Source organism: Thermococcus sp. M36, assembly GCF_012027355.1.
GTDB lineage: Archaea > Methanobacteriota_B > Thermococci > Thermococcales > Thermococcaceae > Thermococcus.
In genome coordinates this window covers 204091-216262 of sequence record NZ_SNUH01000002.1, presented here as the reverse complement: position 1 = coordinate 216262, position 12172 = coordinate 204091, and the positions used below count along the sequence as shown (strand labels likewise).

The 12172-nt window shown below is 52.2% G+C and carries 20 protein-coding genes; 10 read left to right on the top strand and 10 right to left on the bottom strand.

Annotation, left to right across the window (positions count from 1 at the left end):
* Positions 1 to 60: 60 nt before the first annotated feature.
* From E3E36_RS12900 to glmM, 10 genes are all read left to right on the top strand, one after another.
* On the top strand, positions 61 to 786 hold the full coding sequence (locus E3E36_RS12900; protein ID WP_206203571.1) for a hypothetical protein: 726 nt from the start codon (positions 61 to 63) through the stop codon (positions 784 to 786).
* A gap of 190 nt (positions 787 to 976) precedes the next feature.
* Positions 977 to 1537 (top strand): hypothetical protein, encoded by a 561-nt coding sequence (locus E3E36_RS09005; protein WP_167895086.1) that lies wholly within the window; start codon positions 977 to 979, stop codon positions 1535 to 1537.
* A gap of 2 nt (positions 1538 to 1539) precedes the next feature.
* On the top strand, positions 1540 to 1941 hold the full coding sequence (locus tag E3E36_RS09000) for a hypothetical protein (protein WP_167895085.1): 402 nt from the start codon (positions 1540 to 1542) through the stop codon (positions 1939 to 1941).
* 14 nt (positions 1942 to 1955) lie between these two features.
* Entirely contained in the window at positions 1956 to 2258 is a 303-nt protein-coding gene (locus tag E3E36_RS08995) for a hypothetical protein (protein ID WP_167895084.1), read from the top strand.
* A complete protein-coding gene (locus E3E36_RS08990) occupies positions 2246 to 2569 on the top strand; it encodes a hypothetical protein (RefSeq protein ID WP_167895083.1) in 324 nt (107 codons plus the stop codon). The genes E3E36_RS08995 and E3E36_RS08990 overlap by 13 nt, the downstream gene beginning before the upstream one ends.
* 87 nt (positions 2570 to 2656) lie before the next feature.
* Positions 2657 to 3079, top strand: coding sequence for a hypothetical protein (locus E3E36_RS08985; RefSeq protein ID WP_167895082.1), 423 nt, complete (start codon positions 2657 to 2659; stop codon positions 3077 to 3079).
* Between the two features lie 4 nt (positions 3080 to 3083).
* Positions 3084 to 3734, top strand: a complete 651-nt coding sequence (locus tag E3E36_RS08980) for a hypothetical protein (protein ID WP_167895081.1) — start codon at positions 3084 to 3086, stop codon at positions 3732 to 3734.
* Between the two features lie 32 nt (positions 3735 to 3766).
* A complete protein-coding gene (locus tag E3E36_RS08975; RefSeq protein ID WP_167895080.1) occupies positions 3767 to 5128 on the top strand; it encodes an ADP-specific glucokinase in 1362 nt (453 codons plus the stop codon).
* Between the two features lie 51 nt (positions 5129 to 5179).
* A complete protein-coding gene (locus tag E3E36_RS08970) occupies positions 5180 to 5578 on the top strand; it encodes a hypothetical protein (protein ID WP_167895371.1) in 399 nt (132 codons plus the stop codon).
* 9 nt (positions 5579 to 5587) lie between these two features.
* Complete coding sequence (gene glmM, locus E3E36_RS08965; protein WP_167895079.1) at positions 5588 to 6958, top strand: phosphoglucosamine mutase; 1371 nt, start codon at positions 5588 to 5590, stop codon at positions 6956 to 6958.
* Here glmM and E3E36_RS08960 read toward each other — a convergent pair.
* From E3E36_RS08960 to E3E36_RS08915, 10 genes are all read right to left on the bottom strand, one after another.
* Positions 6955 to 7749 carry an energy-coupling factor ABC transporter ATP-binding protein gene (locus E3E36_RS08960; RefSeq protein WP_167895078.1) on the bottom strand — a complete coding sequence of 265 codons (795 nt, stop codon included), beginning with the start codon at positions 7747 to 7749 and terminating at the stop codon, positions 6955 to 6957. The genes glmM and E3E36_RS08960 overlap by 4 nt on opposite strands.
* Positions 7746 to 8405, bottom strand: a complete 660-nt coding sequence (locus E3E36_RS08955; RefSeq protein WP_167895077.1) for a CbiQ family ECF transporter T component — start codon at positions 8403 to 8405, stop codon at positions 7746 to 7748. Before E3E36_RS08955 ends, E3E36_RS08960 begins: the two co-directional genes overlap by 4 nt.
* 1 nt (position 8406) lies before the next feature.
* Positions 8407 to 8655 carry a PDGLE domain-containing protein gene (locus E3E36_RS08950; RefSeq protein WP_167895076.1) on the bottom strand — a complete coding sequence of 83 codons (249 nt, stop codon included), beginning with the start codon at positions 8653 to 8655 and terminating at the stop codon, positions 8407 to 8409.
* Positions 8652 to 9266: an energy-coupling factor ABC transporter permease gene (locus tag E3E36_RS08945; protein WP_167895075.1), complete on the bottom strand. Its 615-nt coding sequence runs from the start codon at positions 9264 to 9266 to the stop codon at positions 8652 to 8654. The genes E3E36_RS08950 and E3E36_RS08945 overlap by 4 nt, the downstream gene beginning before the upstream one ends.
* Positions 9267 to 9424: 158 nt before the next feature.
* On the bottom strand, positions 9425 to 10225 hold the full coding sequence (locus E3E36_RS08940) for a proteasome assembly chaperone family protein (RefSeq protein WP_167895074.1): 801 nt from the start codon (positions 10223 to 10225) through the stop codon (positions 9425 to 9427).
* Between the two features lies 1 nt (position 10226).
* Complete coding sequence (locus E3E36_RS08935) at positions 10227 to 10406, bottom strand: RNA-protein complex protein Nop10 (protein WP_167895073.1); 180 nt, start codon at positions 10404 to 10406, stop codon at positions 10227 to 10229.
* A complete protein-coding gene (locus E3E36_RS08930) occupies positions 10406 to 11233 on the bottom strand; it encodes a translation initiation factor IF-2 subunit alpha (protein WP_167895072.1) in 828 nt (275 codons plus the stop codon). The genes E3E36_RS08935 and E3E36_RS08930 overlap by 1 nt, the downstream gene beginning before the upstream one ends.
* An 84-nt stretch (positions 11234 to 11317) precedes the next feature.
* A complete protein-coding gene (locus tag E3E36_RS08925) occupies positions 11318 to 11515 on the bottom strand; it encodes a 30S ribosomal protein S27e (RefSeq protein WP_167895071.1) in 198 nt (65 codons plus the stop codon).
* Between the two features lie 3 nt (positions 11516 to 11518).
* A complete protein-coding gene (locus tag E3E36_RS08920) occupies positions 11519 to 11803 on the bottom strand; it encodes a 50S ribosomal protein L44e (protein ID WP_012571193.1) in 285 nt (94 codons plus the stop codon).
* A 171-nt stretch (positions 11804 to 11974) separates the two neighbouring features.
* Complete coding sequence (locus E3E36_RS08915) at positions 11975 to 12154, bottom strand: HTH domain-containing protein (protein WP_167895070.1); 180 nt, start codon at positions 12152 to 12154, stop codon at positions 11975 to 11977.
* Positions 12155 to 12172: the final 18 nt, after the last annotated feature.

The following is a 12172-nucleotide window of genomic DNA, read 5'->3' as shown; positions in this document are numbered from 1 at the left end:
TGGAGGATAGAAGTCTGGGAAGACGGAAAACTGGAAGCGTCGAGGAGTGGGGAAATAACCGTGAGCGGGATCCCTAACAACTTATTCAACGTTGTTTTGACTGCATATCCTCATGAGCTCGAAGGTGGTGGGGAGGTGTATTTGCAAGTAAAGGCATGGAATTATGACAGATCCCCAATTCAAGTAAAAGGATACATCGAAGTTGACGGGGATGTTATTAAAAACGTTGAAACTAGGATTCCAGCTAATGCGAACAGTGACTCAATACTAACACTCTCATATAATCTCATTGGAGTTGACAACCACACCTTCAAACTCTTCCTCGATAACTACGATGGAAAACCAAACGGAGTAGGAGAGGAGCACTGGAGTGAAGTAAAAGTGGAAGTGAATCCAATGAGGGGAGTAGAGTTAGAGCAGGTGGGATTTGAATGTAATGATTTGTATTTCACTAAAAGAGTCACGGGGGCAAACCTAGAGTCCACAAAGAATATTTTCCTGAACTATCAGGCCGAAGTTAAATGTATAGCGACAATATATAACCCCACTGACAAAGAGATAACTATCGAAGAGTTAATCATTGGACAACCTACAGCTACTCCAACTGCATTAGATGTTGGACTGAAACAGTTCAATGGTGAAATTTCTTCCAACATAGTGATCCCACAAAATTATGTTGTCATAAAATTCACTTCGAGTGCAGAGGTTCCCCTTTTAGTATTAGAACTGGGGCTCTGGGGGGAGCACGTATTCCCTACAGCTACCATATACATTAAAGACCTCTGAGGGCACAGTTGAGTTCAAGGGATACGGTAGTGGTAAAATAACTCAAAACAACAAAGTAGTCACAGCGGATATTACTATTACACTGATATTCCTGAAGGGATCAAACAAAGTAATAGTGTGGACAAGGAACGCAGTTGAATATTCACGGAGGGTATTTGGTTACCTTGACTACATTACGGGGTGATTGCGAATGGACATAATCCACATTCTCTTCCTCATTCCAATTTTAGGACTCATGGCATATCCTAACTGGAGGAGAGTACTCCAGCTTTCTTTTGCTTTTTCACTACTGTCTCTGGAAGTGCTAACACTTAGCAAGGCCTTTGAGATTCCTCTCATAGGTTTGGGATTTGGAATTCTCTCATTTGGGATACCCTGTTCTCTGATTAGAACCCAAAACAAGAAAAGCAAAAAATCTCCAAGTGAGCACATTATTGTACTTCTCGTTTGGTTTATTGGAGTAGGTTACATGGTGATCAAAGGAGACACCAAAGACTTTACCGCTGTTCTCAAGATAGCCTCTATAGCCCTACTAGACGGGCTGGGAATGATCTCCTTACGTCAAAAGCCTGGAAGAGTAGCTATAACGATCACACTATTGGGACTTTGGGCCTTAATAGCGATTATTAGAAATTACACAATAGTGGGTTTAGGAGTAATAACCACCCTATTATACATCATACACTTACATTATATCAACATTATGACAGAGAACCAAACGGAGCAGGAGAGGAGCACTGGAGCGAGGTGACGGTGGAAGTGAAAACTGGTGATCAACTTAAGCAAGTAACGTCGGAGTGTGATCCAATATACTTCAAGTACAATATGGGAAACTATGAGGCGACTCTCACTTGTCGATTAACAATTTACAATGGATACAGCTACGACTTAAGAGTGACAGGGGACATCGTTTCGGATATTGATGTTTCAATATTAAACAAGTATCTGCAATTTCCAGCAGGAAGCTCTTCACCAGTAGTCAGTTACATTGATCCCAAAACAATACCGGCCGGAGGTTATTCCACCATAACGTCTATCGCACACTTCAAAATATCAAAACCTGATATCTTTGTTATTGGGGACATATTTCCCTATTGGGAAGACGCATGGAATGATATTCAGGTAGAGGGGTTTATAAAGCGAGGGTTCCAGTAAAAATAATTCACGACGTGCCCTTTGATAAACTCGGGATTCAGCGCTTTACTCTCCAGAGCAGTGTCTATGTAGAAGTAGACCACATAGCAGTAGTTGCAGACATTGCTGCCGATGCACTCTTAACATACGAACTCAGGACAAGATCCACACCCATCGCCAACATTAAGTTTATTCAAGATGCTCTAAATAAGCTTCCACCAGAAGTCAGAGAGAAGATAAAACCAATTATCGGACAGATAAGTATTAACTGGCTTGCCAACTGGATAAAAGAAAAGGCCATAACCGAAGGCTCTGAGCATGGGTGGTGGTTAGGATGAAAAGGGAATGCTGGCTCTCTATTCTTTTCTTTTCAGCTTCAGCAATAATATGGGGAATATTTGTGGCCAATGGACCGTTTGACATAGGAGGTAAGATATTCCTAACTTCAGCACCATTATTTCTTGCATTCCTGTTTCTGATTGGAGGGCGTAGCACACTCTCGTGGTTAGTATTTGTTTGTGTCTTATTTGGTCCGATGATGGTATTTGCTAGAGGATATCTCCTTCCATTCAGATTGCTTGTGATCATTACTGTGCCGACTCTCTGGGCGCTTGGTTATGAGAATGCAAGAAAATGCCTGAGACTATGAGTTAAAATTGGAGGCAAGAAAGTGTGGCCGAACGGGCCAAGTAGCGTTACAGTTAACAAGCAAACTGTGACCCTAACTCCAACCAACATGCAGGAGGACCTGGCAATAACCATTAACATAGATGCCGGGCTAGCAGATTATTATTTTGGCCAGTGGGGTTATACCCATAAGCTGTTGGAGACCCCATCTTATCTTATAGAAGCTTACTTGGAAGGTCTGGGTTATCCGGTGTCTGATGTCATTATGATCACAGGGAAAGAGGGGGATTGGAAGGATGAAGCAACCAGTTTAGGCGCGGACTTTGTTGGAGGTTCAATAGTTGCAGTAGCTGCTGGTTCGAATCCACTTTCACTAACATTTGTAGCAACATTTATTGCTGGGGCTGCAACAACAGAATACGTGGTAAAACCGTTGGGCATGTTCCTCTGGGATCTGTGGGGTGAGTATCACTGGGGAATAAATGATCCTGGGGCAGGAGAAAATGACAATAATTCTATAGTCGGGGGGTGATGATATGGGAGTAAGCATTCGTGTCTCTCTTCCCCTTATTTTTCCGGGACTTTTAATGGTATCCACTTTTCAGATAATGGTAGAAGTCTCCGGTAGAGAAGAGGGAATAGCCGCTGGAGCTCTGTTTTCAACAGTGATCCTGCCCTTCCTCTTTGCTGGCTATTATCTGGCAAAGAATAGAAAAGAAGATATAAAATGGGTGAGCGATGTGCTACCGATCTTTGGGTTCTATCCATTTGCATATGCTGTCAGAAGTCCTCTATCCTGGCTTTTGGCAGGTTTGATCATTTTGATTCCACTACTCTCAATGAGGCACATAGAGATGGGGGACAAACAAATCAATGCTGTTGTTTTTGCACTTTCAATGTTGGAGTGTCTTGGTATACCAAACAAGAGCCTCATAGTGATAGGGTTAATACTCCTATCTTTAGCATTCTATACATTCAGGAAAAGACTTGAACTTCAATATATAGTGTCGTATGTAATCTTATGGACGTTTGTAAATCAAGTCTACAAAGTGGATTATCTCGTGCTCAGCATGGGATTCCTCTTTGGATTTGCCGTGTTTGTGATGATCCACTACACCACTAAGAGGACTCTGGCACTGCTAAAGAAGGGATACGATGATGATTCAGGAGACCGCAACTCTTATTAACTTTCAATGGTTACATCACTCCCGGTGATACAATGTCCTGGGACGCTCTTTACTCATCGGCCTTTGATAAAGTCCGCGGGAACATCGGGAAGGTTGGAGGGGTTCTTCTCGCCTACAACACGAACATCGATGCCATAAAGTACCTGGACTCCGCAGACCTGGAGCGGCGGATAGGGGACATAGGGAAAGGCGAAGTTCTGAGATACTCGGAGGAGCTTCCGGAGAAGATAACTTCCCTTGAGCATCTATTCGGCGGAATTCTCTGGAGTGTCAGGCACGGGAAAGCGGCGGAGCTTTTCGTCGAGAGCTGCAGGGTGCGCTTCTACATGAAGCGCTGGGGCTGGGACGAGCTCAGGATGGGTGGCCAGGTCGGAATAATGGCCAACCTCCTCGGCGGAGTCTACGGTGTCCCAGTCATAGCACACGTTCCCCAGCTGTCAAGGCTCCAGGCGGAGCTCTTCAAGGACGGGCCGATTTATGTCCCCAAGGCCGAGGATGGAAAGCTCATGCTCGTCCACCCGAAGGACTTCGCTGGGGACGAGGAGAACTGCGTCCACTACATCTACGAGTTCCCGCGCGGGTTCAGGGTTTTCGACTTCGAGGCACCGAGGGAGAACCGCTTCATAGGCTCAGCCGACGACTACAACCCGAACGTGTACATAAGGCCCGAGTTCCGGGACTATTTTGGGGAGATAGCCTCAAAAGCCCGGCTCGCCATCATCAGCGGCCTTCAGGCGCTCACGAAGGAGAACTACGGGGAGCCCCTTGAGATCTTGAGGGGACACCTTGAGACCCTCAACAAGAGAGACATTCCCGTTCATCTTGAGTTCGCCTTCACCCCAGACGAAACAGTCAGAAAGGCCCTCGTTGAGGTGCTCGGCATGTTCCACAGCGTCGGCCTCAACGAGGTCGAGCTGGCCTCGATAATGGATGTGCTGGGAGAGAAGGCCCTTGCAGAAAAGCTCCTCTCACACGACCCGGTTGACCCGATTACGGTAACCGAAGCCATGCTCAAGCTCGCTGAAAAGACCGGCGTGAAGAGGATACACTTCCACACATACGGCTACTACCTGGCTCTGACCGAGTACAGAGGGGACTTCGTGAGGGACGCGCTCCTATTTGCGGCTTTAGCTGCGGCAGCTAAGGCCAAACTTGGAGACGTGGGGCGCATAGACGATGTTGCTAAGGCAATGGACGTGCCGGTCAACGAGAGAGCGAAGCCCGTCGGGGAGGCCCTGGTTAAGGAGTACAGCATGAAGAAAGGTGTCGCCGAGGTGAACAGCTATCAGCTTGCCTTCGTCCCGACGAAGATAGTGGCCAGACCGAGGAGCACCGTGGGAATCGGCGACACCATATCGAGCTCGGCCTTCGTCGGTGAGTTTGCTTTGCTGTGAGCTTTCCGTAAGCTTTTTACTCTTTTTGTTGAGTACGGGTTGGTGAATGAAATGGATGGTAAAACTCCCCCCTGTGAAGACGGATGGGAAAAGCTCAGCAAGGTTATCTCATCGCTTTCGCTCAGCCTTTTACCTACGCTCCTCTTCGTGCTCATAATGTCTTACATAATCGTTGTTGGCCTCCAGAACGCGGACATAACCTTCACCGTCCAGGGCCAGGAGGTCACCATAACTTACCCCGAGATAAACATACCCGTCGACTACTCGGCGATAAGGAACTCAGTCATCTACCTTTTCACGGCGATCCTCATAGGGCTGCCCGTCCCGCTGCTGTCAGGGAGGCTGAAGCCCCTCAAGGTGCTCATCTCCCTCCTCCAGGCGGGAGCCTTCGTTTATGGGCTCTACATCTTCGTCATGATGATAATCAACTTTGCAAGCGCCCTTACGTGAGGTGATACCATGGGGAAACTGTTTGGAACCTTTGGCGTCCGCGGAATTGCCAACGAGAATATAACTCCAGAGTTCGCCCTTAGGATGGGCATGGCCTTTGGGACTATGCTCAAAAGGGAAGGCAGGAAGAAACCGCTGGTCGTCGTCGGCAGGGACACGAGGGTGAGCGGTGAGATGCTGAAGGATGCGCTGATAGGTGGTCTCCTCAGTACTGGCTGTGATGTCATTGACGTCGGCATAGCCCCCACGCCGGCAATACAGTGGGCGACGGCACACTTCAACGCCGACGGTGGGGCTGTTATAACTGCCAGTCACAACCCTCCGGAGTACAACGGCATAAAGCTCCTCGAACCCAACGGTATGGGGCTGAAAAAGGAGCGCGAGGCAGTGGTTGAGGAAGTTTTCTTCAACGAGGATTTTGACAGGGCAAGATGGGACGAGATAGGTGAAGTCAGAGAGGAGGACATCATCAGGCCCTACATCGAGGCGATAAAGGCGAGGGTTGACGTCGGGGTAATAAAGAAGCGCCGCCCGTTCGTCGTCGTTGACACCTCCAACGGCGCCGGAAGCCTTACTCTCCCGTACCTTCTGCGCGAGCTTGGGTGCAGGGTCGTCAGCGTCAACGCCCACCCCGACGGCCACTTCCCGGCCAGAAACCCCGAGCCGAACGAGGAGAACCTGCGGGAGTTCAAGGAGATAGTGAAGGCCTTGGGTGCCGACTTCGGGGTTGCCCAGGACGGCGACGCCGACAGGTCGGTCTTTATAGACGAGAACGGCCGGTTCATACAGGGCGACAAGACCTTCGCGCTCGTCGCCGACGCGGTACTCAGGGAGAATGGCGGTGGGCTTCTCGTCACGACGATAGCTACTTCAAACCTGCTCGACGATATAGCGAAGAGGAACAACGCGGAGGTTATGAGAACCAAAGTTGGCGACCTCATCGTGGCGAGGGCTTTGCTTGAGCACAACGGGACAATTGGGGGAGAGGAGAACGGCGGTGTTATCTTCCCGGACTTTGTACTGGGCAGGGACGGGGCGATGACCACTGCCAAGATAGTCGAGATTTTCGCGAAATCCGGTAAAAAGTTCAGCGAGCTTATCGATGAGCTTCCGAAGTACTACCAGTTCAAGACGAAAAGAAAGGTGGAGGGCGACAGGAAGGCGATAGTCGCCAGGGTTGCCGAGCTTGCCAAGGCCGAAGGCTACACCGTTGACACCACCGATGGGACGAAGGTGCTCTTCCCTGACGGCTGGGTTCTGGTCAGGGCCAGCGGAACCGAGCCGATAATCAGGGTCTTCAGCGAGGCAAAGAGCGAGGAAAAAGCTAAGGAGTACCTCAACCTGGGACTTAAGCTTCTGGAGAAGGCGATTGGGGCTTAGCCCCTTCTCCACTCTTCCAGCAGTTTTCTCCCTTCCTCCACACTCCTCGGAACCGGCAGGCCGAGGCTAAGGAACAACTCCACCAGCGGGGGCACGTCGAGGTTGTGCTCCCTCAAAAGTTCGGGGGTTCCCAGTATCTCCTCGGGGGTTCCTACCCTTATGACCCTGCCGCCGTCCATGAGGGCTATCCTGTCGCACATTCCAAGGTATTCCGCCTCGTGGCTCGCCAGAATTACTGTTTTTCCCTCGTCCCTGAGCCTGAGTATGATTTTCCTGAGCATGTTCTTACCCCTGAAGTCCAAGTTGGCGAAGGGCTCGTCGAACACCACAACCTCGGGCTCCATTGCCAGAACCGTTGCTATTGCTATCCTCTTCTTCTCGCCGAAGCTCAGATCCTTCGTCTCCCTGTCGGCGTAGTCCTCCATCCCGACCGCCTTTAACGCCTGAAGGGCCCTCTCCCTGAGCTCCTTCCCGCGGAGGCCGAGGTTGTAGGGGCCGAAGGCAACGTCCTCCAGAACCGTCGGTGAAAACAGCTGGTCGTTGGGGTCTTGAAAGACTATCCCCACCTTCCGCCTGACCTCCCTGGGGTTCTTTGATGGGTTTAGTCCGCCGACGAGTACCTCCCCCTTCACAGGCTTCAGGATCCCGTTGAGGTGGAGCAGGAGTGTGCTCTTTCCGGCCCCGTTGGGGCCGAGAAGCCCGAAGAGCTCTCCCTTCCCTATCCTGAGGCTTACTCCCCTGAGAACCTCCCTTCCGGAATACGAAAAGTGGACGTCCTTGAGCTCGATCATATCAGCAGTCCCCCCAAGGCCAGGACGATGAGCATTGCTGTGTGCGGGGTTGTCCTCGGCTCCTCAAGTTTCGGAAACTCTCCGAAGCCCCTGGAAAGCATGGCCCGGTACACCCTCTCGTTCCTCTGGTACGACCTTACGAATATCTCTCCAATCATGGATCCGAGCCACCGGTAGTACTCCCTCCTTCCCACCCCAAATGCCCTTGAGTCCAGCGCCCTTTTCATCCTCACAGCCTCTTCCGCGAAGAGGTCGAGATAGCGGTAGGTGAATGCGAGGGTAACCGTCAGTATCCTCGGCAGTCCGAGGGCCTCCATCTCGGCGATGATCCGCGAGAAACCGACGGAGCTCGTTATTACTACCGCGGTTCCGGCGGAAAGGAAGGCCTTTCCTATTAGCAAGAAGAACGAGTGAAGACCTTCGTAGGTCACCGACCCGAGGGGTGTCTCCATGAGCGGCCTGCCCGGATTGAAGAGGGCCAGCACGAACAGGAGTCCCTCAAAACCGAGCAAAAAGCCGAGTTTTTTCAGGGTAGCTCTAGGCGGGCGCATCATCACGGTGACGGCGGCGAACAGGAGCGCAAAGTACGCCAGCTCTGAGAGGCTCTTCCTCGTCACGACCCCGAGTGAATAAACAAAAATGAAGGGAAGGTACACGTCAGCCCCTCCTGGCGAGCTTTGCCAAACCGTAGCCGGCCGCAAACGTCAGCCCTATCCCGAGGAGCCCCATTGTAAAGCTCTGGCCCCACGTTTCACCGTAGTCAAGGGGGGCCTCGTAGACTGGACTCTCGGTAAGGCCTACCTTCTCCATCGTCGCCTCCAGTCCGTCGGGATTGCTGGAAGCGAGGGGAAGCACCACGGCCAGCACAACGGCTATCACGAGAAGACCCTTTACGACCCACCTCATGCCGGCACCCCCTCAACTGATGGAAGCTTCGCCCTCACGGCGTGGACTATCACGACCGTCAGGATTGCCTCACCGATGCCTATGATGGCGTGGTAGCCGAGCATAAGGGAGAGCACTTTCATGAACGGGAGGCTCTTGCTGAGGCCGATCTCCACTGCGGTCATGCCCGCTCCAAGGACGACGGATAGCCATGAGGCGAACGCAATGGCCAGGGTCTCGTTGGTGTTCTTGAGCTTTGAGTAAACCCCATAGCCTATAAATGCTCCTATGAGCCCCATGTTGAGTATGTTGGCACCAATCGCGGTGATTCCACCGTCTCCGAAGAGGAGCGTCTGAATGAGCAGAACCGCGGTCATAACTATTACCGCTGCGTAGGGCCCGAGAAGTATCGCCACGAGCGTTGCCCCAAGGAGGTGTCCGCTGACGCCCCCTATTATCGGGAAGTTCACCATCTGGGCCGCGAAGATCCCTGCCGCGAACAGGCCCAGCAGGGGCAGCCTTTCCTCCGGGAAGTCCCTTAGCTTCCTGAGGGCGTATGCTATTCCTGCTATCGTTACCGCGTACGTTATTACTATCACCGGCATGCTCAGCAGTCCGTCCGGGATGTGCAAGCTTAACACCTCCAGTCTCCGTTTGGTGTTATCAATGTGTTGAATAGTGGCACCAAATAAAAGCGTTTCCCCAACTGGGTATTATCAACCTAAGGTTTCACAGCACCATCAGTGGCCCATAACAAAGGGGAAGGGGTTGAAAACAAGAAGAAAGACCTTCAGAGGTAGCCCCTGTCCTCTTCCTCGGGTGTGGGGGGCATCTGCTGTTCGAGCATTGCCCTCTGCATCTCCTGGACCTTCCTGAGTATCTCCTCCGTCTCCCTGGCGCGCTCCTCAAGGGCAGTCATGTCAAGCTCTATGCCGAGTACCCTTGTAACTGCCAAGAGAACCGACTTCGCTGCTTTTGCGTCCACTATGTAGCCCAGGCTCTCTCCGAGCAGGCTTATACCGTACATCGAGCGGAGCTTGCCCATGCCGAGGAGCAAACCGGCGGCACCGACTATGGCTCCTCCCTCGTCTTCTCTCCAGATAATCTCCACCTGGCAGCCTTCGAGCTTCTCTTGATAGTGCTTCACGAGCTCCTCGTGGGTTACCGCCGCTAAAACCCTCGGCTCTCCCTGAAGCTCCGGCACCTGGTAGCCGCCCATGGTGATTATCTCCCTCACACCGAACTCACTCACGAAGTCAAGCATCTTGCCGACGACTTCATAGTGGCCGGGGCTGTCCGTTGGGGGAACCTGCTGATCGCCGGTGATGATTATGATGTCCCTCCCGTCCTTGTCGGGGTTCCTCCAGTAGTAGAACTCGTTCTTCATGAGCTCGACTATCGAGCCCTTCTTGATGAGAACCTGGTGCATGAAGTGCGGCGAGTAGAGCTCAGCGAACTTCACCGCGTTGAGCTCCTGGATAAGGTGCTCGGCGGCGAGCTTTCCGACGAGGCCTATTCCAGGGAGACCCTCGATGAAGACCGGGTCCCTGAGCTGGGGCCTCTCCAGCACGTAAATGGTTGTCTCCTTCATCTCACTCCCTCCTGGCTATGCCCAGCTGCTCGCGCTTCAGCCTGCGCCTGTACTCGCCGTAGGGATCCTCCGGCGAAAAGCGAGGCGGGTGGGCCACCTTGGTCTTTTCACCGCAGACCGGGCAGACCTCCTTGAGGGTGTAGCGCCCGCAGCTGGGACATCTCTTTATCCTGAAGTGCATCACTTACCCCTCTTCTTGACCTTCTTTATGCGCTTCTCCTTCCTTATGAGGGTCGCCTCTCCACCCGCTTCCTTGATGACCCTGAGGATCTCCTCGGCGATGTCTTCAAGGACCTCCTCAGCCTTGTAGTAGTCCGGGGCGGTGATGTCTATCCTGTACCTCGGCGCTCCCTGGTACGTGAACTTGACATCTATGTCTTTCTCCTCGTTTACCCTGTCCCTCGCGCGTATAAGGGCCTCCTTGATTATCTCGATACCGTTCGGCTTTGGAACGGTTATCTCGAACTCTGCATCGATGGTAACGGTGGGTATTTCGACGTAGGCCTCTATGATTGGCTTGAGAGCCTCAATCCACTCCTTGCTTATGAGGTCTTCGAGAACCTCCATTCCGTTTTGGGCCGCGTCCTCGAAGGCGGCATACACCTCTCCGTACTCTTCCTCAAGGGGAACCCATACCTCCTTCCAGGCGGTTTCGAAGTCCTTTCCTATCTTCTCTGCCGCCATCTTGAGCAGGTTCTCTGCCTTCTGGGCCCTCTTGTACTCCTGCAGTTTTGCCTTCCTCTGCTGCTGGTTCACCCTTTTGAGGCTCAGGTCTATATGTCCCTTGCTCGGATCAACGCGGATGACCTTTGCCACTATTTTCTGGCCCTCTTTGACGTAATCCCTGATGTTTTTGACCCAGGTCGAAGCTACCTCGCTTATGTGCATGAAGCCCTCCTTTCCGGGGTACTCGTCAAGCTTGAGGAACGCACCGTAAGGGTGAATGCTCTTGACGGTAGCGACGACAAACTCTCCCTCTTCGGGGTACTCTCTGGCTTTCCTCGGCATTTTAACCACCTCGCAATTTTCTCTGCCGGGTTAAGTTACGAAAAGAGGTATTTAAAGTTTAGGAGAACGAAAAGAGGGAAAGGTTCACTCAAGAACCTCAAGAACCTTAGCCTTAAGGATCCCCTTTCCGCCGGTCGGCTCGACGAGGGTCGCGCCGCAGACGAGGCAGCGGACCTTAGTTGCCGGGTTGCTGAAGACGATCTGCTCGTTGCCGCAGTCGATGCACTTGACGCGGAGGAACCTGCTCCTCGGCATCGGGATGAGGTTCTTCGGGAGCGCCATGGGTCACACCTCCACCAGCTCGAACTTCTTAACACGGAAGCCCTGTCCCCTGGTGTGGGCCTTGCCGCAGACGGTGCACCTGAACCTGAGGTCGAGCTTCTTGACCGGCTTCTCCCTTCCGGCAGGGTTCGGCCTCGGGAAACCGCGGTAACCCTTCATGATCCTTCTGAACCTTCTCTGACCCTGGCTGAGCTCGCTCCTCGGCCTCTTCTTGACCTTCTCGACCTTGTGTATGGTGTGCTTCTTGCAAAACGGACAATAAGTCCTTATCTGCTTCGGATACTTCATTCTCTCACCTCCGGAGAGGGCCCGGCGGGTTCCTACTGTTTCTTCGGACACCCCCGAGCCATGAGGCATGATAGTGCCTGCAAACCCCGGTAGCCGGGAGGCTTTAAAAAAGTTTTTGCCCTGATGGGCGGAAGGCAGGCAGGGTATAAATTAGTGGAGAAGGGGTATGCATCACTCCGCAGGGGCGTAGTAGCAGCGCTTTGGAGAGATTATCTTCCCCTCTTTCTTGAGAACCTTGATGGCTTTGTCAACTTCCTTTTTGTCAATCCCCGCGAGCTCCGCTATCTCCTTGCTCTTGAGGGGCCTCCCAGCCTCCTTCAGAACCTTGAACACGAGTTCAACCTCGGCCATTGGGATCACCTTTTCGGT